At 30.4% G+C, this 26033-nt stretch carries 20 protein-coding genes and 1 other RNA gene; 3 read left to right on the top strand and 18 right to left on the bottom strand.

The features are described from left to right. Positions 1-244: 244 nt before the first annotated feature. From PTZ02_RS09470 to PTZ02_RS09500, 7 genes are all read right to left on the bottom strand, one after another. Positions 245-1231, bottom strand: a complete 987-nt coding sequence (locus PTZ02_RS09470; RefSeq protein ID WP_274227545.1) for a magnesium transporter CorA family protein — start codon at positions 1229-1231, stop codon at positions 245-247. Positions 1232-1678: 447 nt separating this feature from the next. Next, positions 1679-2131 carry a GNAT family N-acetyltransferase gene (locus PTZ02_RS09475; protein ID WP_274227546.1) on the bottom strand — a complete coding sequence of 151 codons (453 nt, stop codon included), beginning with the start codon at positions 2129-2131 and terminating at the stop codon, positions 1679-1681. Positions 2132-2255: 124 nt separating this feature from the next. Then, positions 2256-4289 carry a VWA domain-containing protein gene (locus tag PTZ02_RS09480; RefSeq protein ID WP_274227547.1) on the bottom strand — a complete coding sequence of 678 codons (2034 nt, stop codon included), beginning with the start codon at positions 4287-4289 and terminating at the stop codon, positions 2256-2258. A gap of 67 nt (positions 4290-4356) precedes the next feature. Then, complete coding sequence (locus PTZ02_RS09485; protein ID WP_274227548.1) at positions 4357-5016, bottom strand: zinc ribbon domain-containing protein; 660 nt, start codon at positions 5014-5016, stop codon at positions 4357-4359. 206 nt (positions 5017-5222) lie between these two features. Continuing rightward, a complete protein-coding gene (locus PTZ02_RS09490; protein ID WP_274227549.1) occupies positions 5223-6476 on the bottom strand; it encodes a DUF6273 domain-containing protein in 1254 nt (417 codons plus the stop codon). Positions 6477-6686: 210 nt separating this feature from the next. After that, a complete protein-coding gene (gene srtB, locus PTZ02_RS09495; protein ID WP_274227550.1) occupies positions 6687-7391 on the bottom strand; it encodes a class B sortase in 705 nt (234 codons plus the stop codon). A gap of 111 nt (positions 7392-7502) precedes the next feature. Beyond that, positions 7503-10856: a carboxypeptidase regulatory-like domain-containing protein gene (locus PTZ02_RS09500; protein WP_274227551.1), complete on the bottom strand. Its 3354-nt coding sequence runs from the start codon at positions 10854-10856 to the stop codon at positions 7503-7505. Positions 10857-11035: 179 nt separating this feature from the next. Here PTZ02_RS09500 and PTZ02_RS09505 point away from each other — a divergent pair, with 179 nt between their 5' ends. Beyond that, positions 11036-11593: a hypothetical protein gene (locus PTZ02_RS09505; protein WP_274227552.1), complete on the top strand. Its 558-nt coding sequence runs from the start codon at positions 11036-11038 to the stop codon at positions 11591-11593. Between the two features lie 277 nt (positions 11594-11870). Here the strand turns inward: PTZ02_RS09505 and PTZ02_RS09510 are convergent, their stop codons facing one another. Next, complete coding sequence (locus PTZ02_RS09510; RefSeq protein WP_274227553.1) at positions 11871-12779, bottom strand: ketopantoate reductase family protein; 909 nt, start codon at positions 12777-12779, stop codon at positions 11871-11873. Between the two features lie 150 nt (positions 12780-12929). Here PTZ02_RS09510 and PTZ02_RS09515 point away from each other — a divergent pair, with 150 nt between their 5' ends. Then, complete coding sequence (locus PTZ02_RS09515) at positions 12930-13484, top strand: TetR/AcrR family transcriptional regulator (protein WP_274227554.1); 555 nt, start codon at positions 12930-12932, stop codon at positions 13482-13484. Between the two features lie 310 nt (positions 13485-13794). On the opposite strand, the gene PTZ02_RS09520 is transcribed toward PTZ02_RS09515, so the two are convergent. The 9 genes from PTZ02_RS09520 to PTZ02_RS09560 form a co-directional block, all read right to left on the bottom strand. Next, positions 13795-14106 carry a glutaredoxin domain-containing protein gene (locus PTZ02_RS09520; protein WP_274227555.1) on the bottom strand — a complete coding sequence of 104 codons (312 nt, stop codon included), beginning with the start codon at positions 14104-14106 and terminating at the stop codon, positions 13795-13797. A gap of 333 nt (positions 14107-14439) precedes the next feature. Further along, an RNA gene (gene rnpB / locus PTZ02_RS09525) (RNase P RNA component class A) lies at positions 14440-14785 on the bottom strand. Positions 14786-14853: 68 nt separating this feature from the next. Next, positions 14854-15183, bottom strand: a complete 330-nt coding sequence (locus PTZ02_RS09530; RefSeq protein WP_274227556.1) for a hypothetical protein — start codon at positions 15181-15183, stop codon at positions 14854-14856. A 95-nt stretch (positions 15184-15278) separates the two neighbouring features. Continuing rightward, positions 15279-16073 carry a Nif3-like dinuclear metal center hexameric protein gene (locus PTZ02_RS09535; RefSeq protein ID WP_274227557.1) on the bottom strand — a complete coding sequence of 265 codons (795 nt, stop codon included), beginning with the start codon at positions 16071-16073 and terminating at the stop codon, positions 15279-15281. Continuing rightward, the gene (locus tag PTZ02_RS09540; RefSeq protein ID WP_274227558.1) at positions 16070-16759 is read right to left on the bottom strand and encodes a tRNA (adenine(22)-N(1))-methyltransferase; all 690 of its coding nucleotides are present in this window, start codon (positions 16757-16759) and stop codon (positions 16070-16072) included. The genes PTZ02_RS09535 and PTZ02_RS09540 overlap by 4 nt, the downstream gene beginning before the upstream one ends. A 12-nt stretch (positions 16760-16771) precedes the next feature. After that, on the bottom strand, positions 16772-17659 hold the full coding sequence (locus PTZ02_RS09545) for a PH domain-containing protein (RefSeq protein ID WP_274227559.1): 888 nt from the start codon (positions 17657-17659) through the stop codon (positions 16772-16774). A gap of 121 nt (positions 17660-17780) precedes the next feature. After that, positions 17781-18893 (bottom strand): RNA polymerase sigma factor RpoD, encoded by a 1113-nt coding sequence (gene rpoD, locus PTZ02_RS09550; RefSeq protein ID WP_274227560.1) that lies wholly within the window; start codon positions 18891-18893, stop codon positions 17781-17783. A gap of 26 nt (positions 18894-18919) precedes the next feature. Beyond that, positions 18920-20698 (bottom strand): DNA primase, encoded by a 1779-nt coding sequence (gene dnaG / locus PTZ02_RS09555; protein WP_274227561.1) that lies wholly within the window; start codon positions 20696-20698, stop codon positions 18920-18922. A 204-nt stretch (positions 20699-20902) separates the two neighbouring features. Then, positions 20903-21931 (bottom strand): deoxyguanosinetriphosphate triphosphohydrolase, encoded by a 1029-nt coding sequence (locus tag PTZ02_RS09560; RefSeq protein ID WP_274227562.1) that lies wholly within the window; start codon positions 21929-21931, stop codon positions 20903-20905. A gap of 285 nt (positions 21932-22216) precedes the next feature. On the opposite strand from PTZ02_RS09560, the gene PTZ02_RS09565 reads away from it, so the two are divergent. After that, positions 22217-23281: a CotS family spore coat protein gene (locus tag PTZ02_RS09565; RefSeq protein WP_274227563.1), complete on the top strand. Its 1065-nt coding sequence runs from the start codon at positions 22217-22219 to the stop codon at positions 23279-23281. 42 nt (positions 23282-23323) lie between these two features. Here the strand turns inward: PTZ02_RS09565 and ppdK are convergent, their stop codons facing one another. Then, a complete protein-coding gene (gene ppdK, locus PTZ02_RS09570; protein WP_274227564.1) occupies positions 23324-25954 on the bottom strand; it encodes a pyruvate, phosphate dikinase in 2631 nt (876 codons plus the stop codon). Positions 25955-26033: the final 79 nt, after the last annotated feature.

Genomic DNA, 26033 nt, shown 5'->3' on the forward strand with positions numbered 1-26033 from the left:
TTTTTCCTCCATTTATTATTTATTTAAAAAGTTTTAAACTTTTTATCAAAGTTACTTGTTAAAGCATCTAATGAATGTATCTCCTATTTTCTATTTTTATATTTTTAGATTAAAATCACATTAAAATATACTTAAAATTTAATTACTTATTTCAAATAACCTTGAAATATTATAAATCCCTAAAGGGTAAAAAAATACCGTATCATTCATTACTGAAAAATACGGTATCACAAACTCTTTTAACTTAAAACCATCTATCCTTTTTAACAAAGAATAATATCCCTATAAATATTGTTGGAATAAATATCATTCCAAATACGATCCAAAAGGCCATAGCATAACTATGCATAGGAATTCCTTGTACATTCATTGAAAACAATCCGCTTACAAGGGTCATGGGTAATATTGCAACTTGTATAATAGTGAAGGTACGCATTAACCCATTCATTGTATGATTAGTCAATGACGCGAAAGTATTATCTGCTGATTCTATTACTTCTTTATAATTCTCAAGCATATCCCATATCTTTTCTATTTTATCTGTTATATCATCAAAGTATATATCCATATCCTTTGGCAAATATTTCTGAATAACCTTTTCCAATGTTAAAATAACTGGTCTTAATGGTTTTATAACACTTCTATAATTAATGATCTGCATCTTTGTTCTTGATATAACTTCAAGCATATCTTTAGAACGATTAGTAAATACTTGTCTGTTTATTTCATTAACAATATTGCCAATCTTGTCTAACATAGGGAAACAATAATCAAACAGTGTTTTTATTATTTCATACAATAATAGTGCAGAACCTTTTCCCATATACTCACTTTGTGAAACTTCACTTGATTCACATTTTTGTGCTAGCTCTACTAATGGCTTAAGTTCTCCTTCATGAAGTGTAACTAAATAATCATGTCCTATAAAAATATCTATTTCTTCAAAATCAAGTCTAAAATATTCTTTTTTATATCTAGGAAGATGAAGCACAATAAAACTATAATCTTCATAGGAATCTACTTTTGGTCTTTGATGTTCAGTCATGCAATCCTCTAATAAAAGATCATGAAAGTCATACATCTCCTTAAGCATATTAATTTCATTGTTAGTAGGTTTTATGATATCTATCCATTTAAGTCCACCAAATTCTACTATCTTCACCTCTGTATTTATGCTCTTAATGTTAATAGATTGTTGTTTTTTATCATTTTTGAATGGTAGTGTAAACATAGTAAGCTTCCTCCTTTTCTAAATGGAGGATATTAAGCTAACTATACAGAGTGTATAATATCCCCCACCTTTTTAGTTTTAACTCAAATATCGTGTCATTATTAGGTTCGGGACTATCTTCCACTCTACTCACCGCCTTTCAAAGCTTTTATTATATAATCAACTTTTAGATTATAATAGTATTTATAAAAACAAACAAGTTAACATAGATTAAACACATTAACAATTTGGTCACACAAAATATATTAATTTATGATAAATTTGTTATGTCTATATTTACCTTGAGGTTTTATATTTATACAAGTTTAAATTATTCTTGATTTAGAGCTATAATATATAATGCTTTAAATATTATATTTGCTACTTATCTCAAAGATATAATTAAAAAAATGTACAAAAATACCGTATTATTGATCTTGGAACAATACGGTATTGAAATTAATTTTTCTATAAGTTTTTTTTCATACAAATGCTCTCTGTCATACCTATATATGGATCATAATTTTCAGTTATTGTATATCCACTTCTTTTATATAAATTAATTGCTTCAATATGTTTTCTTCCTGTTTCTAAAATAGCATATTTATAGCCTTTACTACTTGATAATTCCTCTAAGCTATTAACTAATAATTTTGAAAATCCTTGTCCCCTAAAACTTTTTAGTACAAATATTCTTTTAAGCTCTGCAGTTTCAGTATTATATTCCTTAAAAGCCCCACAAGCTACAGGCTTTTTATCAACATATATAATTACAACATCATTTACATTATCAATCTTATTATGTTTATCATATTGATCTTGTATTTCTCCATTTCTTTCCCTAAGATCTTTATCCAATTCATTTATAAGCATAATGAAATCACTATTTTTACTATCAGTCTTAATAATTTCTAAATTCATTTTATACCTCCCTTACACTTGGTTCTCTCCTTCAGTCGTAATAGCCATGATAGCATATAATTATTATATGGCATAACATAGAAAACCACCACGCTTTACCGTGGTGGTTTTATTTCTAACTAGTTTAATAATTTATTTTCGATATAACTTTATATAGGTCTGCAAAATTTAAAATTTTCCACTTTCCATCAGACTGTTTCTTAACTTCGTATTTTCCTTCCAATACCCTCATGTGTAATGGGTCATCATGATTTTGTACTTCATAGGTTTCTCTTGTGGTTACAATGCAGGTATCGGAGTCTTTAAATTCTTTGTTTATTATTTCAAGTGAAAGCAATTGTTCCTGTATATCATTCATTATATATGGTTTAACCTCTTTTTCAACGCCTCCACCAGGCACTAAATAGCTTTCTATATAAGAATAATCATGATTGTTAATTGCCTTAATATAATTTCTTAAATAATTTCCAATCAATCCTGATATCTCATCTGTATTGTTCAAATCTGATTGAGTTGAAATAAGCATTCTTGGAGTAAATGTGTAACTTGTTCCTCCACCTTCTTTACGGGTTTGAATATCTATTTTTAATGTTCTTTCATCAATCATATTATTTTTTTCCTGAGATTCGTATTCAATGAGATACATTTCCTTGTTTTGTTTATAAATTTTCTGATATAGGTCTGACATATCTGATATATTGTTTATTTGCTTATATAACCCATTCGTACTCTTCGCTATATTCTCTAAATTTGAAGTGTCGAGTCCAGAACCTATACCTATTATAAATATAGGCACATTATATCTCTTTGCTACCTGAATTACTTCATCAGGTGTAACTTTACTGAAGTTATCTTGTCCATCAGTAAATGCTACTACACATTTTGCGCCATTCTGCACAGCGGTATTATTAACTGCTGCAAAAAGAGCATCATACAATGCTGTAAGATTTTCAGTTTTAAGATTAGCTATTTGATTTTTTAAAAGTTCTTTTTTATCTGTAAATGGTGCACATGTACGAACTCCATTCGAAAATGCTGTTAGCTCAACTTCATCCTTTATATCAAATTGAACTTGATCCAAAAAATTAGTCATTATTACTTGAGCTTTCTGTAATGGACTACCAGTCATACTATCGCTTACATCTGCTACTATATTAATATTTAGACTTTCTTGTTGATTTAATTGTGTTACTTTTTGAATTGTCTGCTTTATGAATTCATTCTTACCAGCATTTTTTTCTGAAATGTAGAAAAAACGAGGATCTAAATTATTAGGTACTTCTTTTGTATTTTTATCTTCTATTGATAAATATACCTTTATTTTGGGATAACTATTAAAATCGATTTGATTAACGACTACATCATAATTATCATGATTAGTATTAATTGTTACAATTAGGTTATTCCAATCAGTTAATACCTTTTGGGCACTAATAAATTTGTTTTCTTTCTTATAAGATGTAACCTTATCCTCATAACCTTTTATTTTTTCAAGTTCCTCAGGATATGCCCTAGACGTATCTTTTGCTTTTGTTTCTTTAAGCATATTATCTATTATATTATTATTGTCCTTCTCTAATTTGGTTATAAAATTCTTAGTATCGGCTAATAATTCTTTTATTTTTTGATTGTTTTGTTCCTTTTTTTCAGTGTCTACTCTACTCTTTAGGGTATCATATTCTGACTTATAGTTATCTAATATATATTCATCACAAGAAGCCAATGTAGTCTCAATTTCTTTAAGCATAGATTTTGTATTCTTTAACATATTCGTTATAATAAATACACCCAGCAACACTATTGCGAATGCAGAGGCTGCTATTATTAATTTCTTATTGGGCAACTTTTTTTGTTTGTTCAACTTGCTGTTACTGTTATTAATTTGAGTCTCAGAAGCAAATTCTAATTCATCACTCTTTTTAAATTCATCTATATTTTCTTTACTATTAATTTCATTATCACTGTTATCAATATTGTAAGATTTCTCTTCTTTCTGACCTTCTGGCATTGTTAAATCTTCAGCATTTATAGTATTTTCTTCAGATTTATCAACATACTCACTAACGATTTTCGGTTCATTTGGTGCTACAGGCTCTCCACAATTCGTGCAAAACTTTGCATTCGATTCCATTTCTTTTCCACATTTTACACAGTACAAAAAAATCCCCCCTATATTTTTAAACAGCTTATATATTAAATCTTTAGGATTTATTGTTTAAGTGCACTTAATGAGGAATTTCACTCTCTAATTTTTTCAAAAAATAAAACTTATTAGCAAGCCCTCCCACTAATACAATAAAAGGTGTTGCCGTAAAAGAAAGTAAATTAGATACTAATCCGTAACTTTCACTTTTTAAACTTGAATTTACTATCATTATCACAATAACAAATCCTGCTGATAATAAACTAACCGTTATCATTGCACGATTTCCCCATAACAAACTACTCTTAAAATCCTTAATGAGCTTGTAGCAGTACACGCATAATAATAAAGAACCCAAAATAGCACCTACAAAAAAGAGAAAAGCAAAAAAATTAAAAGCTGATACAAAACTATTATGACTATCAAAGTTTTTAAATTGACTAGCTAAACTAAATATTCTATATAATGAAAAACTATTACTTTGTAAGCCTAAAAATGATGCTTTTACCCAGCCCCCAAACATTAAAAATATCATTATTACAGAAGATCCAAGAGTAATATAAAAATCAACACTTTTATCTTTTGAAAGATTAATTGAATCTAATACTGATTTGGTAACTTGAGTTACATTTGGTATATTTGAAGATTGATTTTGTATTGCTCCTGCCTCATTTTTTGTACCACACTCAGGACAAAATTTATCATTCTCTAAAATTTCTTTACCACAATTTCTACAATACATTTTATTCCCCCTTTTAATTTAGAACAGCTACAAATAGTATATTTACATCATTTGTAATTTGCTACAATAAAATCATAACGTCCAAAATATATTTCAGAAATGATTTCATTTTTTTGTATTAATTGCTCTAAAATTTCTATGGTACAAAAAAACTAACATCGTGTCATTGATTACGATGTTAGCCAGAATTTTTTATTAAACATTTACTAGTTTATTACATATGGGTCTTGTAAAGTTCCACTACCTGATTTAAAACTACCCCCTTTCAAATTGAGGACTGGCAGAACACCACCTCTCCCATACCCTTCAAAGGAATTTCTAGGTCTAACTTCACTAACAACATTTGTTGATGAACTACTAGTGTCTGGTCCAAATATTGACCATACCTGAACTGCACTTTTTTCAAAAGGTGTACGCGTCCAAAAATAGTTGTCACCATAGTCGATATTTTCATTTCTTTCAAGTATTATCGCTTGAGGGGTTGTTTTAATTTTACTATGAGAAGGAATAAATTTATTAGCTTCTTCCATAGATAATAAATATACCATATCACTTACACCATCATGATTAACACTTTTTATTGAGTTTCTCTCAGCTTGTGTAAAATTAGTGAGAAACCCAGGCTCATCATCATACCAATAACCATATACTGCATTTTTTGTTGGAGGTTGTGTAGTATATTTCACCTTATCATCTAGACTGTTGAGCCATTCTCTAATATTAGAATTCTCCCATTTATTACTTCCCAAGCTCTTTGCTTCTATTGAAAGAAGATTATACTCTCCACTTTCAGCTGCATCATAAGCTTTCAGGCAAATCATGTGTTCAGCTACTAACATTAAACCATCGCTTTTATCTACGCATTTCCAAACTATTGGCTGTCCCCTGTAGGTTCCAAACTTTACATAACTACCTATTAAAACTGTATCCTCTTGGGGATTTGCTGCACCTTCTGTTGGTTCTTCAGAAACTAAATTCGCATTGTCTTCATCCATTATTTGCTCGAAATTACTTAAAAAATATTTACCACCAATATTTTTTATGGTTAAGTTTAATATAATTTTCCCATCAGAAGAGTTTGCACTTACATATCCTTCTTTTTCGTGAGGTTCAAAGGTAAAATTATTGATGTTATAGCTCTTAAAGTTAGGTGCAATAATACTTACAAAACTATCTGGTGTGGCAGAAGTACCTTCTATCTTATCCAAATACTCCAGTGTCTCGCCATCAGCATTGATTAATGCATTTACAAACATTTTTGCACAACCAACTATAGTATCGTTTCCTTTTACTTCACTTATATCTGTTGATACACTAGTTGGTTTTTGTAAGTTTGTATCTTGTGTAGTATTTGAAGTATCTACGTCACTTTTATCAGTATTATCTTTTCCGCAAGATAATAGAAATACAGATGAAAGCATTAGGATAAGAAGTAGTGAGAATGTTTTTTTTAATTTCATAAGAACCCCCTTGCTAAATTAATGCACTATTTTTTATTAACAAGCAGTTGTCCGTATATAACACCTCTATTTTAATACTTTACACAGTATGAATATTACCAATTACCAGTTATTAGAACTCTCCGTAAAAGTCAAATTTTTAGTACCTTTAACAAACTCAAAAATATCATTAAAATATCCCAGTAAGGTAATTATTCAGCCTTACTGGGATTAATATAAAAGTTTGGCATGCACTATAGTTCTTGCATTATTATATTCATAGCTACATGTTGCTAACGTAATAATATTGCTGTTTTTATCCAGGTTAACTTCTTTTATATATAATGATCTTTCAGCTAATGCCTTTAAATATTTTAGGTATTCATCATCATCTTTAAAGCTTACTTTAAATACAGCCTCATTTGTTGGTACTACATATACAGAAAATACTTCGTATTTATATTCTTTGTTTCCTTTAATAATACTTATATAATTATCATTAAAAAATTTTTCATCTTTAAAGTTATTTATGTCTTCAAACATTGTTCCATTTTTCATATTATGTCCATAAATAATTATATTTTTATCTTCATTTATATTATTTCTATAATCCACAAATATTGTGCCGGATATACTATATTCTCCATTAAAGTTATGTTTTAGATAAAAGGTATTATTATCACCCTGAACAACTGGATAATTTACCTTGGTATTGCCTATACTAATCCAAAACTTATAATCACTATTAATATTTAAAAGTTTCATTTCCTCCTGGTTGACTGTACTTTCTTCCTTAAAATCAGCAATATTAGGCTTATACTTCTGAATTTCTAAATATACACTTTTATCTTTGTGATATAGATAACTTTTATATATTATTATTCCTAATGATACAGCAATAATTAAACTTAATATTAATATACTTAATTTTCTCATAATATTTTCCCTTCAAAATACGATCCAAGTTAATGAAAAAGCTGATAAAAATATGTTATTTATAATTTTATCAGCTTTATTTTAGTTACTTATATTTTAAAGTCTCGCAAATTAATTTGCTTTCTTTTCTTCTACTTCCCATCTTGGCAAAGGGGATACTTGACGTGCACTTATACCTGCATTTGCATTTCCGTACACTATTCCATTAACAAAGGAATTTACAGGAATAATTCTATTTGTTTTAGCATCATAATCAAAAACATGCCAATAACATCCTGGTTTATTTGTTGGTATGCTATAAGTAACGCATAACTTATTTCCCTTATATACCTCTACCTTAGCACCGGAATTTGACATTGCAGTGCTGGAACTATTACCTCTATTAGTGTAGTCATGGACATAAAAACTATATTTACTATCGCTATTCATCTTGTAAATACTTGTTGTTTCAGGTCCATAGGAGGTTGTATCATCCAAGTCTAAATCTGCATACATAACTCCATCTTTAGAATACTTTTTATTCCCATAGTAAATATTGAAATTACCACTTCCATCTGCTGTAGATCCAACTAAATGAGAATCCAAATCCCTTGGTTGTTCACCCCATGTTAGTACCATTCTCAAATCACCTGCTGGTATTTCAGTTGAATCAGGTACAAGAGTATTATTTTGATTTAATGCACTGCCAGATGCTACATAAATATTGTAAGAATTAGTTACATAGCCTTCCTTAATCATTTCAACAGTGTAATTTCCAAGGGTAAGCTTAGCTTGATATTCTCCATTCTGATTCGTAGAGGTTTCAGTTACAACATTTCCTGATAGGTTATTCCAACCCTTTCGTATTTTTATTGAAATATCTGAAATATTCTCACCAGTCAAAGCATTAGTTATTTTTCCTCCTGCAATACCTTCTTCACCCTCATGACCTTGCGCTACCATTAAATAAGTTTGAACATACTTTACTTCATTTTTTGAAATAGCCTCTTGGCTTCCAAAAGAAATATAACCATCTTTGGAAATTACAAAGTTATAAGTACCTTCTTGAAGTTTAACACTATATTGTCCATTGGCATCACTAGTTACTGTTTTAATAACTTTATTCTTAACGGGATCACGAACCTCTATTAAAGCACCCTCAACAAAGCTTGACCTATTTCCTGCCTCTGAAACCATACCATTTATAGTTCCTGCCCCATAGGTACATTGAGGTACCCTCTGTAAATTTTCAAAGTGATAATTTCTCTTAATTGGGCTATTTTCTTTATTGTATATCTCCCAAGTATAGCCCAAATTCAGCCAGTCTCCTATAATACCTTCATCTAATGCAGATAATTCTGCAAATACATAAATGCTAGCATCAAGACAAATAAGTCCATTATCACGAAGTGTGCCTGTTGCATCTGCTGCACCTCCACCAAAAGCTGAAAAGTCTATTAAATCCCAACGTGAACAAACTTCTAATAATCCCTTAATTCTAGGTCCCATTTTAAATTTAGCATTTAACTCTAGGCCATCAAATCCTAGATTAATATCTTTAATTGCTCTCAAATGATTATTTAATACCTGAGCTCCCAGTTCTCCCTTAAGAGTTACAGATACACTGATTTCCCCTTCGAAAGTGTAACCTAGTCCTATCTCAGCATATATAGCAACTCCAGGTATTCCTACAATTGGAACCTTTCCAAGTTCAATGAATCCATCTTTTTTAGGAGTCGAACCCTCATCACTAAATAAAGTTACTTTTCCTGTTGCCTTAGCTTCTTCTTTGAATTTAAGGTAAACATTATTAACATCTATATTAAATAATCCAACATCTACATCAGCCTTATATAAAACCTCTGGTATTTTAATAGAAACCTCACCAGCAAGTTTCATTTTATTTTGTAATTCTTTATCAACAGTTAGTTTGATTTCTCCCGGTCCACTTATACTTCCTCCCTCATTCACGTTTAAAGCATTAGTAATAATTCTACTAGTATTTGTTTGAGCTACTCCTACCCCTTCTTCAGGAATAAAACGCGACATATCAACAGTACCATATCCTTGAGCATCTATATATTCTAATGTTTCTTCAATTTTAGGCTCTACTGTATCAACTATTACCTTATTGCCTTCTATAGTAACACTTGAAGCCTTATATGGTGTTTGATCCGGAAGAATAAATACATCATCTTTCTTTAAATTCTTAGTTTTATCATTTAAATCAAAAGTGACAATAGTTCCATTTACTTTATATGAAACGTCATCTTTAAGTTCAATAACCCCATCTTTATACTGGATATTATTATCATAATTAGGGTCTATTGCAGTGCTTTTTAATACTGCTTTTATTCCTTCAAGCACATATTGAGCTTCAGATTGTGTTAATGATCGTGAAGGATAAAATTTATTTTTATCTAAGTTTATAATATCCATTGAAACTGCTGCTTCTACTTCTTTTAAAGATGTTATTTCATTAGCATCATCGCATACAATATTCTTAACTGGTTGGAAATTTGCTGCTCTCACCGCTGTTACAGCTGCAAATTCACGAGTTGCAGGCTCGTTTGGTCTAAAGGCACCATTTTCAGCACCTATAATAGAATGGATTGCTGCTTTTGTAATAGCTTCTTTATATTGATTACCTTCTATATCATTAAATATATTATCTGTGTCATCTATCTCTAGCTGCTGCCCACTTTGCAAAGCTATAGTATCCATCAACATGGAAATCCACTGACCTCTACTAATTACATTTCCTGAAGGTACAACTACATCAGATTGAATTTTATAACTAACAACAGTTTCAAGAGTATATGATTTCTGGTTAACTATAATATTCTCTTTAACAGATATTTTTTTGTTCTCACCTCCAGCAGCTTGTACCATTTTTGAATTTCCAATTAAAGTAGATCCCAAAGTAGCACAAATAAATATAGATAATGCTTTTTTACCTTTAATCTTTTTCCTTGATAATAAAACAATTAACCCACTGCAAATAACAATTAAAACTACTAATGATGCTATTAAATTATCATCACCTGTTTTTACACTATCTACAACATCCTTGGAAATACCTCCAGGACTGTTTGTAGAAGGATTATTTACCTCTCCACCATTACCGGGTGCTGGGTTACTGGAGCCAGGCGACAATGAGCTTTCTAGTTTACCATAAAATTCATAATTAACACTTTCCCCTGCCTCTAAGGATCCTACTTTTTTACTTAAAGCACTGCCTTCTTTAAGCTTAATTCCCTCTGGAAGAATGCTTTCAATACTAATGTCATCAATTGGCCTGATTCCTACATTAGTAATTTTAACTTTTCCTACAGCTTCATCACTACTGTTTTGTACTTGCTCAACTTCAAACTTAACCTTCAAGTTATCTTTCTCGGTAGTTTGAGCCAATGCCATACTAGGTTTTGAAACTACTAACATCGCTAAACCTAGCATAATCACAAACCGTTTAAAAACCTGTTTCACTTTAAATGCCCCCTCATTTACTCTTTTTTCCATATACCGTTGATAATAATATCACAATTTCCATAATCTGTAAACGGATTATTAACAATATATTAATTTTTTTCAAAGCTAGTAAAGCCTTTTATTTATTACCAGTCTTTGCTATAATTAACATAAATTGTGAAATAGAAGGAGAAGCTATGGGATCTTCTAGATTATCAGACATTCTTAAAGATATTAATAATAGTAAAATCAAAGTATCAGAGCTTCAATGTGATGAAATAAATAGTATTGATATTAATTTTGTTAAAGAGCTTGCTAGAAAATTAACTATAAAATTTTCATTTCACTTCATTATTGTGTTTTTGGCTTCTATTTTTGCTACATACGTATTATACGATACCATAAGAACCAGCACCGAAAAATTCAACAAGGAAATTATTGGCTTCTTTTTTATAGCTTTGATGTTCTTCTGGGTTTTATGCTACGTATTAAAACAAATACTCAGTACTATAAATTCCACCTGTAAAAAAGCACAATATGGTATAGTGAAAAATAAGTATTCTTTGAAATCCTCTGCAAAAAGCTCCAGCCCGAAAAAATATTATATCGACGTTTTATTTCCTGATACAAATGCTTATATTCGGGAAGTAATTTGTACTGATAAAATTTATAAAAGCTTAGAAGAAGGAACTTCGGTTTTAGTTATATCCTTTGATAATAAGACGGCCTACGCTGTTCCTTCCGATTCAAAATAATACTCCACTTATTTCAAATCGAAGTCACTACTAGAAGCTTTGTATAATACCTGATATAGCCTGCTACAATCTAAATATAAATAAATGACCTCCGGCTTAGCCGGAGGTTTTGCTTTAACGGGTGTATCTCTGTCTTACTGTCAACGCCTAGGGACGTATATTCAATCCTCTACACCAAATATTATCTTTTATATACTTATACTTTATAAATACAGTTCTACATATGATGCGTTTTATTACTGATAAATTGTAAACCACCTTATATCTGTTTACGTTTTTATGGTGTAATACCTTTTTGACTTAAAAATTTTAATAAATCGTTATTAAGCTTCACAACTTCGTTGTTGGCATTATTCGCATAATCCGGTAGCATCATATCCTTCACCATTTTAGTCTGTAGCCATATCATAAAGAAAAATTCCAGAATTAAATTTGGAAATTTAAGTACAATTTTAAATGCAGATGGATTAATCGATACTCCAGCTTTTTGTATTGCCCTTAAATACGCTTTTAAAGTGATTGTTATTTTGTGTGCCGTCTTTCTAGTTCTTGCTGTTTTTTCATCACTTATCTTATTTTCAAAATATAAACTGCCCAAAAGTGCAATATCCGATATTGAATGTGTTATTAGATACGCTTTCATATCCTTATTAATTGTGTAGGGAAATTTTGCTGTTTTAAATAATTTTGCTAGGTTTTTTACACGTTCTGTTTCTAACCCATTAATTTCTCCAAACATAGTAGCTATTATACCCTTTGGGGGAATTCGAGCGTACAATATTCCATCTTTAATCTGTCCGCCAACACTAGGAAAACCTGGTAAAAGTCTATCTCCAACAATATCTTGCCAGGTCGAAAACCCAATTGAACTGTTTGTCATCGTAACTATATTTTTGCTTTGATTGTCTTTTAGTGCTAACAACGCTGATTCGGATTGATCGTAACGGACTGTAACGAAAATAAAGTCATATACATCATCATTTTCAAGCTTATCAATGACATTTACTTTTATAGATTTAACCGCACCTTTTTCATTATATTGTAGCCCATTTTCTTTTAATGTTTTAAATCTATTAGAACGTGCAAACATAGTAACGTCAAGCCCTGCTTCAATGAATTTCATTGCGTATATGCTCCCTATAACACCTGCACCAAAAATTAAAATTCTATTTTGTTTTACTGACATAAAAACCACTCCTACTTATTGATAATATCCTCTATTGACTATACGACAACGCGTTGTATAATAGGATTGTAAATCTTTATTATGACTTTATCAACCATCAGTTTTTTATTATTTGTTGGATGATATTTTTGTTCACAAAAGGAGGATAAAATGAAAAAGCAACCCGAAATTACAGAAAAAACAAGACAAACGTTTATAGATGTTTTTTGTGAATTATATAGTCAAAAGCCCATTGAAAAAATCTCTGTTAAGGATATTACTAACAAGGCTGGATATAACCGTAGCACATTTTATCAATACTTCGCTGATATTTACGAATTGTTAGACTTTGTTGAGAATGATTTATTGAACTATATGAAACGGGAATTTATGAATAAGAAAGCATCTACACATCCTATGGAAAATGCATTTCATTGTTTGGAAAATAGTGAGCATATCTTAACTCTCAAAGCCCTTTTGGGCGATTATGGAAGTGTTCGTTTTTTAGAGCGCTTGAAAAGAGAAATTCCCTTTGATAGATTGGGCTTAAACTTTCCAGAATATAATTCCTTAACGCCATACTTGATTGAGTTTTACATATCAACATCACTTTCCCTATTTCGACTTTGGATACGACAAGAAAAGGATTTATCATCAGAAGAATTGTTCGAGTTAGTAGATAACCTATATACAAATGGGATAACAACCTATTCTAAAAAATTATGACCATATTCCTGCGAATTACCAAAACGCACAAATTTTACTATTGATATATTTCCGATAACTACTGAACTCCAAATCAGCCACACTTCCTACCAGTCGGGATGTTTCCATGCAACGAAAAAAGCGGCAAGGTCAGTTTTATAACTGATCTTGCCGCTTTACTATATATGTATGATACTTTTATAAAGTGTATATCAATAATTTATGTAAATAGATTACTACTAAAACATAATCTTTTTATACATCATTTTTATCAGATTTATATAATATCAAAATCTTATAAAAATAAACTACTATAGTTCCTTACTTTATACTAACACTGACCCTTCCCGTCGATGGAGCAAACATTCTTAACATTCATAGGCTTTTCTATATCAAGATAATCGAATATATCAAATGTTTTCTTTCCATCTTCTAAGATGAAAAATGGAATGCCAATTTTACCCTGACGAATAACATCTTCAAACAATTCATCATTATCTCTATAAGCCAAGAACTCCTTTAATGTTTTGGTACTCTCGGTAATATCTTTGTAATCCATCTCGATATCCTCGCGTTTCTCTAAGATAGCTTTTGCTTGAACACAATCTGGGCAAATGGCTGCCCCATATATTGTTATTTTCATTTTATTTTTCCTCCTAAAAATCGAAATTTATTTGTAACTTTCTATCATTCTGTATTAATTATAGACTCTATCTTTAAAAACTGTATAGTTATTTTTACTCAAAAATACTAATAACACCTTTTTAGTTGTCCATGTAATTAGTTCACCTTAAACAATTCTAATTTTTTGCATAGAAAAAACTAATAATAAACTGTTTAATGTTAGGTTTCAGAAAAATAAGTTAAAAACTATTGATAATAATGATGAGTCGATTTTAATATCTCCCAATTATACACACATAATAACTGCACAACGCAGAAAACCACCACGCTTTAACGTGGTGGTTTTCATATCCTTGCGAGATAAGTCTATAAGCCGAGTTCTGTATTTGACAATCATCTATCTAGGCCTATTGTTACCAATAAGCTCAAGCGACACACCCAGAGGCGGGACGGGCAGCCCCATATGCCTCTCTATTCGGTCTTGCTCCAGGTGGGGTTTACATAGCCATATAGTCACCTATATGCTGGTGAGCTCTTACCTCACCTTTCCACCCTTACCTAGCAAAAAGCTAGGCGGTATATCTCTGTTGCACTTTCCTTAGAGTCACCTCCACTGGCAATTAACCAGCACCCTGCCCTACGGAGCTCGGACTTTCCTCTCCTAGTTTAAAACTAGCAGCGATTGTCTGGCTTACTCGCAAGAATTATCTTAACATATATATTCTCCTTTTGCAAATTATTTTAATTGGAAAGAAGTTTCTAAAACTTAGCAAATTTCTAAAGCCAATATTAATAACATTACTAGTATTATAGCTGATAACCTAAGTCCGCAAAAAACTAAAAATAAGAATAGACCTATATATATTCCTATCTTTATAGAACCAAAGCGTTTTCTCCCACATCCTCTAGGTGCTCCTAGTCCAAACCCTCTTAAAAAGGAGTTAGTAAATCCATTAAAACTTTTTTTTGCTTTAGAGCCACTGTAATTGTCCTTTACGTCATGAAAAAACTTCTTTGACTCTTCAGTTAAGTCATCTATTGTTCCTCTCATATAACCTACACCAGGCTTATATCTACTATCTTTCTTTTTTCCCATTTTTCCCTCGATAAATATATTGTTTTTATTATATTATGATTACTGTGTCTATTGTTATTATAATATAATAAAAAAAGCTTAGAATTTTTTCTAAGCTAAAAGAAATCGTATGGATCCATGGTTTTTCCAGAAATAATTATTTCAACTTTATTTTCTAATTTTTGTTTTATGTTTTCAGATAAGGCTACAAATACTGGCCATTCACTTCCATAATGACCTATATCCATTATACTAACACCCATTTCTCTATAATCACTAGCGTAATGATATGTAGTATCTCCTGTTATAATACAATCTACATTTTTACTATATGCTAACGAGAAAAAATCTTGCCCACTTCCGTTTATTATAGCTATCTTCTTAATTGGATTCCTGCTACCTATTACACATCTTAAATTTTTTACTCCTAGTGAAGATTTTATTCTTTTATTTAAATCCTCTAAAGATATACCTTCATTTAGCTCTATTACTCTTCCAAGTCCACTTTCATTAAATCCATTAATATTAACTGGACTCATTATTTCTTTACTCTCAAAACCCAATAATTCAACTATCTTATCATTTAAGCCACCTTTTACTGAATCAAAATTAGTATGGCTCGAATATAAGCTTATATTGTTTTTAATTAAAGATATTATCTTTTTACCAAGCAAAGTATCATCTGTTATACTTGATGGTTTTCTAAAAAGCAACGGATGATGAGTTATTATTAATTCAGCCCCCAATTCTTTTGCTTCCTCAATAACTTCAAGAGTAGCATCTAAGGCAATAAGTATTTTGGACACTTCTGCTTCTCTACTTCCTACCATAAGACCAACATTATCATAATCCTCTTTTAAAAATGGTGGTGCTATATTCTCCATCACATCAATAATATCATTTACCTTCATATAGCAATCTCCTTTATCCTCAGAATCTTCTTTTCTATCTCACCTTTTCTAATTCTTGCTCCAGGACTATCATCATTTATATATGAAAGAATTGCTGTATACTTACTTATTTTACTTTCTATAAAATCTTTAAGTAATTTATGCTTATCCTTTATAAGTATTGGACTGAATTCATAATCAAACTCATCCATATTATCATTTATCGCTTGTTCACTGTACTTTACTTTAAATACTTCATAAAAAATACCATCTTCAAAGCATAAGTCTTCCTTTATTATTTCAAAAGAATTATTGTATAAAAATTCCCTCAAAATTTCTGGATTTTGAGCAGGCATTAAAATCATGTATTTAAAATACTTTACCTTATTAATATCTTTAATGATTATGTCTCTAATCAAATTTCCGCCCATTCCAGCCATAATTACTGCTTCAACTTCTTTTTCCTTTACAGTATTAAGACCTGCCCCTAATCTGCATTCTATTTTATCTGATAACCCAAGTAGCCTAACATTTCTTTCCGCTTTCTCCTTTGGGCCTTTATTAATATCAGATGCAATGGCAAAGTCTACTATCCCATTTTCTACTGCATGAATTGGTATATATCCATGGTCTGTGCCCACATCAATTATGCTTTGGCATTTATTCATATTTTGAATTATACACTTTAATCTTTGGCTTAACTCCATAATTACTCCTGTCTACATGAAATTATTTAATATTCTAATCTGAACTATTAGAAATGTTAATGCAATTGCTAAAGATATATAAATATATTTGTATGCTGATTTCTTATCATATTTTGCATGAAAATATGATGCATAATACATACATACAAGAATTATCATATTCAATACCCCATATGACATTTGCTTAAATGCAAAATTTTTGCCTGTCCCCTGTACTAATGGGTAGAAATTCGAATCAAAACTTAATGGCATTTGTACAGGAAGTTTATTGCTAAGATATAAAAGAAATGGTACTAAGATCATAACAATAATTATTATTGTAACTAATATAAACGGAATAAATACCTTTTTATCTTTATAAATTTCAGTATGTTTATTCTTATTGATTTTGAATGTTTTAAATTCTTTTCCTTTTTCTTTAAGCGCATCAATAAACTCATTAGCTTCAATTGGTGATATCGCATATGACATGCTATTTGTATGAATGTATACAAGCTCATTGCTTGATGTTGCAAACATATGTGTTACACCTACATTTTCAATTACATATCTTCCAAAAGCATATCTGAATCTTCCAAAGCCTGTTAACTTAAAGCCTTTTATAGCTCCCGAAGCTGTATAATATCCATCTACCGAATCAAAATCTATATTAATCTTTCTTATACCAAATAAAGAATTGATAACAATCCCTTTTTCATTTATAAAATATTTCAATGTACTTATTAATAAAATATAATATAAACAATATATATCAAACATTCCTACTAATACTTTAAATAAATTTATCTCTACGTACGAATCCACAAATTTAGATATTAAAAATAATGCAGCATTTGCTAGTACTAAATACATAAATATTTCAAGTATAACTATACTTTTTTTAGGTTTAAATTCCTTCATGAAAATCACCTCAAAGTTCATTATAACACAGTATTATAAAAAAATCTTATAAAATGCCTTCTCCAGTAAATATTTTCCATATATCACAGAAAAAATTAGCACCCTTAAGGTGCTAATTTGATTAATCCAAATAATCTTTTAATTTTTTACTTCTGCTTGGATGTCTTAATTTTCTAAGAGCTTTAGCTTCAATTTGTCTAATTCTTTCTCTTGTTACGTTAAATTCCTTACCAACTTCTTCAAGTGTTCTTGCTCTTCCATCATCTAAACCAAATCTAAGTCTTAACACCTTTTCTTCTCTAGGGGTTAAGGTATCTAAAACATTAATTAATTGCTCTTTGAGCATTGTAAATGCTGCTTGCTCAGCTGGTGCTGGAGCATCATCATCTGGAATAAAGTCTCCTAAGTGAGAATCTTCTTCTTCTCCTATTGGAGTTTCTAAGGAAACTGGTTCTTGAGCAATTTTTTGTATCTCTCTAACCTTTTCTACTGGTAAATCCATAACTTTTGAGATTTCCTCTGGGAAAGGATCTCTTCCTAATTCTTGTAGCAATTGTCTTTGAACTCTTATTAATTTATTAATTGTTTCAACCATATGAACTGGTATTCTAATTGTTCTTGCTTGGTCAGCTATAGCTCTAGTAATCGCCTGTCTTATCCACCATGTTGCATATGTTGAAAATTTAAATCCTTTTGTAAAATCGAATTTTTCAACAGCTTTGATTAATCCTAAATTTCCTTCTTGAATAAGGTCTAGGAATAACATTCCTCTTCCAACATATCTTTTTGCTATAGAAACAACCAGTCTCAAGTTAGCTTCTGCAAGTTTCTTCTTAGCATAAGGATCCCCGTTCTCTATTCTTTGTGCTAAAACTATTTCTTCTTCTGAGGATAATAGCGGAACTTTACCTATTTCTTTTAAATACATTCTAACTGGATCATCAATTGCAATACCTTCTGGAATTGTAAGTTCTAAATCCTCTTCAATTTCAGTCTCCCCAATATCACCCATTACCTCGATACTCATAGACTCTAATACTTCATATATTTTTTCTATTTGCTCTGGACTTAAATCTATCTCGTCTAACTCATCCATAATTTCTTTATAAGTAAGGGTTCCATTTTTCTTCCCTTTTTCTATAAGTTTTTTAACAACCGTCATTCTAGCACTTTTATCTTTTAATTCCACACCTTTATCTTGTTTTCCCACTACTTTCGTTACTTTTTCAGTCATTTATTTACCTCCTTCCGCTATCTCCACTAACCTCTTTTTAATCTTTTGAGTTCTATATCTATAACTTTTAACTCTTTTGCTAAGCTAATTGTTTCCTCAAACACACCTTTATCTTCACTTTCCTTTAGACTTCTTTTTACATCTTCTTTTCTTCTATCCAGTCTATGTTTTCTTATGTTGTATATATAATCTTTTATAGATGTTTCCATATTCTCATCAAAGATATCCATTTCTTTAATCTCTATCCATTCCTTCTGAGCATCTACTGTTTTACAATTATTTTCAACATAGCTTTCTAACCCATTCTTCTTTTCAGTCTTTGCAATTACTATTAATCCATATATTTCCCTATGAGCTTTTAGGATTAATTCACTCTCAGTAATTTTCTCAAGGATAAAGTTGAAATATTCATCCTTAAGCATTAATTTAAGCAATGCTCTTTCACCTTTTAAATATGCAGGCTCTATATATGATTTTGTTCCATTTTCTTCCTTATTATTCATAGAATACTCTTCTTTTTGGAATTTCGTCATATTATCAGAAAGTTGGTCATATAACGCCTGTTCTCTTATACCTGTTTCTTCAGATATTTTTTTTACATACACATCTTTTTCTACTGGATTTAATTCTGCTAAAATCTCCGTAACTCTTTGACTATACAGTATTACATCTTCATTATTTGAAAAATTAATTCCTTCCTTTACCTTTTTAAGCCTATACTCAATTAGAGGTAGTGCTCCTTCAATTAAATTCATAAAGGATTCTTTTCCATTACTTCTAATATATTCATCAGGATCTTTACCTTGCGGCACTGTTAATACTCTTACATCGAAGCCTGCATTTTTTAATATCTCTAATCCTCTTAATGTAGCATTCTGACCTGCTAAATCAGCATCATAAGATATTATTACTTTATCTGCATATCTTTTCATTAATCTAGCCTGATTTATCGTAAGAGCCGTTCCTAATGAGGCTACTGCATTTTTGATACCATGTTGATGCAAAGAAATACAATCCATATATCCCTCAACTATTACAAAGTATCTTTCTGGCAGACCATCTTTTATTGCAAAATTTAGTCCATAAAGATTTGTTCCCTTTGAGAAAATAAGACTATCTGGAGAATTTAAATACTTTGGCTTAGAATCATCTAGTACTCTTCCACCAAATCCAATAATTCGCCCCCTAAAATCAAAAACTGGGAACATCACTCTGTTTCTAAACCTATCATAATAGTTGCCTGTTTTTTCTGACTTAATGATAAGTCCTAATGATTCTAAAATCTCTTCTTTGTAACCTTTTCTTTTTAAGAAATTCATTAAATTATTCCATTGATTTTTGGAAAATCCTAACCCAAAACTTCTTATAGTCTTAATTGATAAACCTCTGTTTTGAAAATAGCTCATGGCCTCTTTATCATTAAAGAGATTAGAAAAATAGAATCTAGCTGCCTCTGTATTTATCTTATACATTAATTCTTTTTTACTTGCAGCTGCACTATTCTCTTTATTTTCTAAATTCAGAGGAATGTTAGCTCTATCGGCCAGAATTTTTAATGCTTCAATAAAGTCTAACTTTCTGCTTTTCATTACAAATGTAATAACATTGCCTGCTTCTCCACAACCAAAGCATTTATAAATTTGTTTATCCTGTGATACAGAAAAGCTGGGGGATTTTTCACTATGAAATGGACATAATCCCGTGTAATTTCTACCAGATCTCTTAAGCCTTACAGTTTCTGAAATGATATCAACAATATCATTCTCTTCCTTGATTCTCTCAATGAGTGATTCTTGAATCTGCAAGGAGTTCCCCTCCTTACTATTAATTTTTTCAACAATTTACTTTATATTCGACAAAAAAATATTAATTCCTTCATAAAAAATTTTTTTTTATTATTTTTTAAAAATTTTACTGAAATATAATTAAAATATTCCAGTAATATTTATTAACTTTATAGCGACAACACTTATTTTACCAATAATTCTATAGTATTATTCCTAATTTTTTTAGTAAATTACAAACTTTGGAACATAAATGTTATTAAACAAATTTAAGCAGTAATCATCACTCATTCCAGCAATATAATCTGCAACTCCTCTATGAAGTCCTTCTTCCTCAGCTATATCCCTATAAATTTCCGGCATTTCATTAGGATTTTTATAGTAATGATTAATTACATGCTCTAATACAAACTTAGCTTTATTTCTTTCTACTTTTAACACATCACCTAAATATACATTTTGAAACATAAACTTCCTAAGTTCTGCCATAGCTGATCCTATCTCTTCACTTAAGCTCACTTTAACTATTCCTTTTGATATATTATCTAATGTGTTATTGATACAATCATTAACTAAAGTTTCTATTCTTTGACCATGACAATCCCCAAGAACTTTTATCAATTCTTTAGGCAGCATATCTTCAGTTAATAAACCCGCCCTGATTGAATCATCTATATCATGATTTATGTAAGCAATTTTATCACTATATTTAAGCACCTGTCCCTCTAATGTCTTAGCATCAGCTCTTCCATTTGAGAAGCCACTATGATGTAAAATTCCATCTAATACTTCTTCTGTAAGATTCAATCCTTCACCATTCTTCTCTAATCTCTCAACAACTCTAACACTTTGTTCATTGTGTCTAAATCCACCGGGCAAAAACTTAGCTAACACCTCTTCTCCATTATGTGCAAATGCTACATGCCCTAGATCATGTCCTAGTGTCATTGCTTCAACTAGAGTCTCATTTAATCCTATACCCGCTGCTATTGTTCTCCCAATTTGTGAAACCTCTAGCGTATGAGTAAGTCTTGTTCTATAGTGGTCTCCAAAAGTTTTAATATATACTTGTGTTTTATGCTTAAGTCTTCTAAATGATTTTGAATGTAGTATTCTATCCCTATCTATCATGTAATCAGTTCTAGTTAAATCTTTTTCTTCTTGAATTTTTCTTCCCTTTGTATTTTTGGAGAAGGAGGCTTCATTTATTAGAGTCAACTCTTCATTTCTTTCTATTTTTTCTCTTATATTCATATAATTCACCTCTTATTAATTTATTCTATATGAAACATTAAATTCCTTCATTTTTCTCTTATATATAGTCTATAAAAACAATAATATTTATGTATCTATATGTAAAAATCATATTTCATCTTATACAGTAACTCTTAGTTGAAACGTCTAAGAGTTGAAATTACATGCAAATTATTTAATGCATTATATATCTCCTTTTATTATATTTTAATTAATTATTATTAGAATAATTTTAAAAACCAACTAATATCTTATAAATATAAGCATTTAATAAGGAGAGGTTTTATGCCAAAGGAAGCTCTTAAGAAACAGGCTCAACTCTTAAGTGTAGAAGAAATAAAAGATAATATCTTGTCTCACTATAATATATATAATTGTGAAGTTACCCCAGTCAAATTTAAAGATACTGAAAAGCAACGTGCAGTTTTTAAAATAACCACTGAACATGGAGATTTTTGTTTAAAAAAGGTTTATTATAATGAAATGGATTTACTATATGTTTATTCTGCTATCGAGTGGTATAGTAAAAAAGGAGTTATCGTTCCGAAGCTTTTACCAACTAATTCAAAAGGTAGATACGTTATTTATAAAGGAATGATTTTCATATTGACACCTTGGCTTACTGGAGAGAAATGTGATTTTGATAACCTAGAACAAATTATACTATCTATTCAGAATTTAGCTTTAATGCATAATTGCGGCAAAAACTTTGTTCCTATTATTGGCTCAAGCATAAGAAAAGGTTTTGATAATTATTACATATCTATTCAAAAGCACTTTTCTGATTTGATAAAATGTTCAAACTCTGCATTTAATTATAAAGATAAATTTTCAAAAGTATTCTTAATACATTTTGATGATAACCTTATGTTAGCTAAAAAATCCTTAGAGATATTATCCTCAGTGAATAATAATAATTTAACTGTTTCTCTATGTCATGGTGATTATGTAAACAAAAATATACTTATCTCTGAAGATAAAGTTGTCAAGGTAATTGATTTTGATAAATGTAAATACGATTATGTTGCAAAAGATCTATCCTACTTTTTAAGGAGACTTCTTAAAAGAAATAACACAAAATGGGATTTAGAACTAGCCATATCTTGTCTCAATAATTATATTTCAGTTAATCCATTAACAAAAGATGACATTAAGTACATTCTAGCTTATTTAATATTCCCTCAAAAGTATTGGAAGTTATCTAGAGATTACTATAAGAATATAAAGAAATGCAATAAAAACTCTTTTATGACGTTACTTTTAAAAGTTGTAAATAAAACCGAATATCAAGTTAACTTTTCAAACTCAATTATATCTGCTATGAATAAATATTATAACCTAGAAATTTAAAGGCTTCAAGAATTAATCTTGAAGCCTTTTATTTATTACATATTATCTTTTATTTTTAACTTGTGCTTGAGCTGCTGCAAGTCTAGCTAAAGGTACTCTAAATGGTGAACAACTTACATAATCTAATCCAAGATCATGACAGAATTCAACTGATGATGGATCTCCACCATGTTCTCCACATATACCAAGCTTAATGTCTGGTCTAGTTGCTCTTCCTTTTTCAACTGCTATTCTTACTAAGCTTCCAACTCCAGTTTGGTCAAGTTTAGCAAATGGATCTGATTCATATATTTTCTTTTCATAGTATGCATTTAAGAATTTAGCTGCATCATCTCTTGAGAAACCAAATGTCATTTGAGTTAAATCATTTGTTCCAAATGAGAAGAATTCAGCTTCCTTAGCTATTTCATCAGCAGTAATAGCTGCTCTTGGTATTTCTATCATAGTTCCTACTTTATATTTAAGTTCTACATTCTTTTCTGCAAGAACTTGCTCTATTGTATGAACTACTACATCTTTAACATACTTAAGTTCTTTAACTTCTCCAACTAATGGAATCATGATTTCTGGAACAACATCATAACCTTTTTTGTTCTTAACTTCAATTGCAGCTTCAATAACTGCTCTTGTTTGCATTTCAGCAATTTCTGGATATGATACTGCAAGACGACATCCTCTGTGACCCATCATTGGATTGAATTCATGTAAGCTTTCTACAGTAGCTTTTAATTCTTCAAAAGTTAACCCCATTTCATTAGCTAATGCTTTTATATCTTCATCAGCATGTGGAAGGAATTCATGTAGTGGTGGATCTAAGAATCTGATTGTTGCAGGTCTTCCTTCTAATGCTTCATAGATTCCAACGAAATCTTCTCTTTGCATTGGAAGTAATTTTTCAAGAGCTTTTCTTCTTTGTTCTTCAGTCTTAGCAACGATCATTTCTCTTACAGCCATTATTCTATCTTCAGCAAAGAACATATGCTCAGTTCTGCATAATCCTACACCTTCTGCTCCAAATTCAACTGCTTGCTTTGTATCTCTTGGAGTATCAGCGTTAGTTCTTACTTTTAATTTTCTTATTTCATCTGCCCATCCCATAAATGTTGCGAAGTATCCAGATATTTCTGGTGCTACTGTCTTTAAAGCTGTTGGATAGATGTTTCCTGTTGATCCATCTATAGAAATCCAATCTTCTGAAGTTAATACCTTTCCTTCTACTTCTACTGTTCTAGCTGCTTCATTTACCTTAAGAGCTCCGCAACCAGCAACACAGCAAGTTCCCATTCCTCTAGCAACAACTGCTGCATGAGAAGTCATACCGCCTCTTACAGTAAGTATACCTTCTGCTGCAATCATACCTTCTATGTCTTCTGGTGAAGTTTCTAATCTAACTAATACTACTTTTTCACCTTTTTCAGCTCTTTCCTTAGCTTCTTCTGCAGTAAATGCTATTTTACCACAAGCTGCTCCTGGAGATGCTGGTAATCCCTTAGCTATTGCATCAGTACTTTTAAGTTCTTTTTCATCAAAGTTAGGATGAAGTAATGAATCTAATTGTTTTGGTTCAACTTTTAGAATTGCTTCTTCCTTAGATAGAACACCTTCTTCAACTAAATCAACAGCAATCTTTAATGCCGCTTGAGCAGTTCTCTTACCGTTTCTAGTTTGTAAGAAGTATAGTTTTCCTTCTTCTATAGTAAACTCCATATCTTGCATATCTCTATAGTGATCTTCTAATGTATTTACTATATTCTCAAATTGAGTGTATATTTCAGCATTTTGATCATTTAATTCTGATATTGGACGAGGTGTTCTAATACCTGCAACAACGTCTTCACCTTGAGCATTCATTAGATATTCTCCATAAATTAGATTTTCACCAGTTGAAGGGTTTCTTGAGAATGCAACTCCAGTACCTGATGTTTCTCCTTTATTACCAAATACCATTTCTTGAACGTTTACAGCTGTTCCCCAAGCACTAGGAATATCATTCAATCTTCTATAAACTATTGCTCTAGGATTATCCCAAGATCTAAATACTGCTGTAACAGCTTCAATTAATTGAGCCTTTGGTTCTTGAGGGAAATCTGTTCCCTTTTCCTTTTTATATAAAGCCTTATATCTCTTAACTAATTCCTTTAGATTTTCTGCTGTTAATTCTGTATCATAATGAACATTATTTTCTTCTTTCATTTCATCTATAAGATCTTCGAACATTCTCTTTTCTACACCCATAACAACATCAGAGAACATTTGAATAAATCTTCTATATGAATCATATGCAAATCTAACATTGTTTGTTAGTTTAGCCATAGTTTCAACAGTTTCATCATTTAATCCAAGATTTAGGATTGTATCCATCATACCTGGCATTGATGCTCTTGCTCCAGATCTTACTGAAACTAATAGAGGGTTATCAATACTTCCGAATTCTTTGCCAGATATTTTTTCAAGTTCATTCATTTTTTCTTCTATTTGATCAATAACTTCTTTAGCTATAACTCTTCCATCTTCATAATATTTGTTACAAGCTTCAGTTGTTACTGTAAAACCTTGTGGTACAGGTATTCCTATTTTGGTCATTTCAGCTAAATTAGCCCCTTTACCACCTAAAAGGTTTTTCATTGATGCGTCACCTTCACTAAAAAGGTATACGTACTTATTTTTCTCCATCTCAATATTCCTCCGTTCAATACAAAAATTATTGTTATATATACTAACGGGAATCAATTATAGACCCGAAAGTTTCACA

The organism is Clostridium sp. 'White wine YQ', from assembly GCF_028728205.1.
Lineage (GTDB): Bacteria > Bacillota > Clostridia > Clostridiales > Clostridiaceae > Clostridium_T.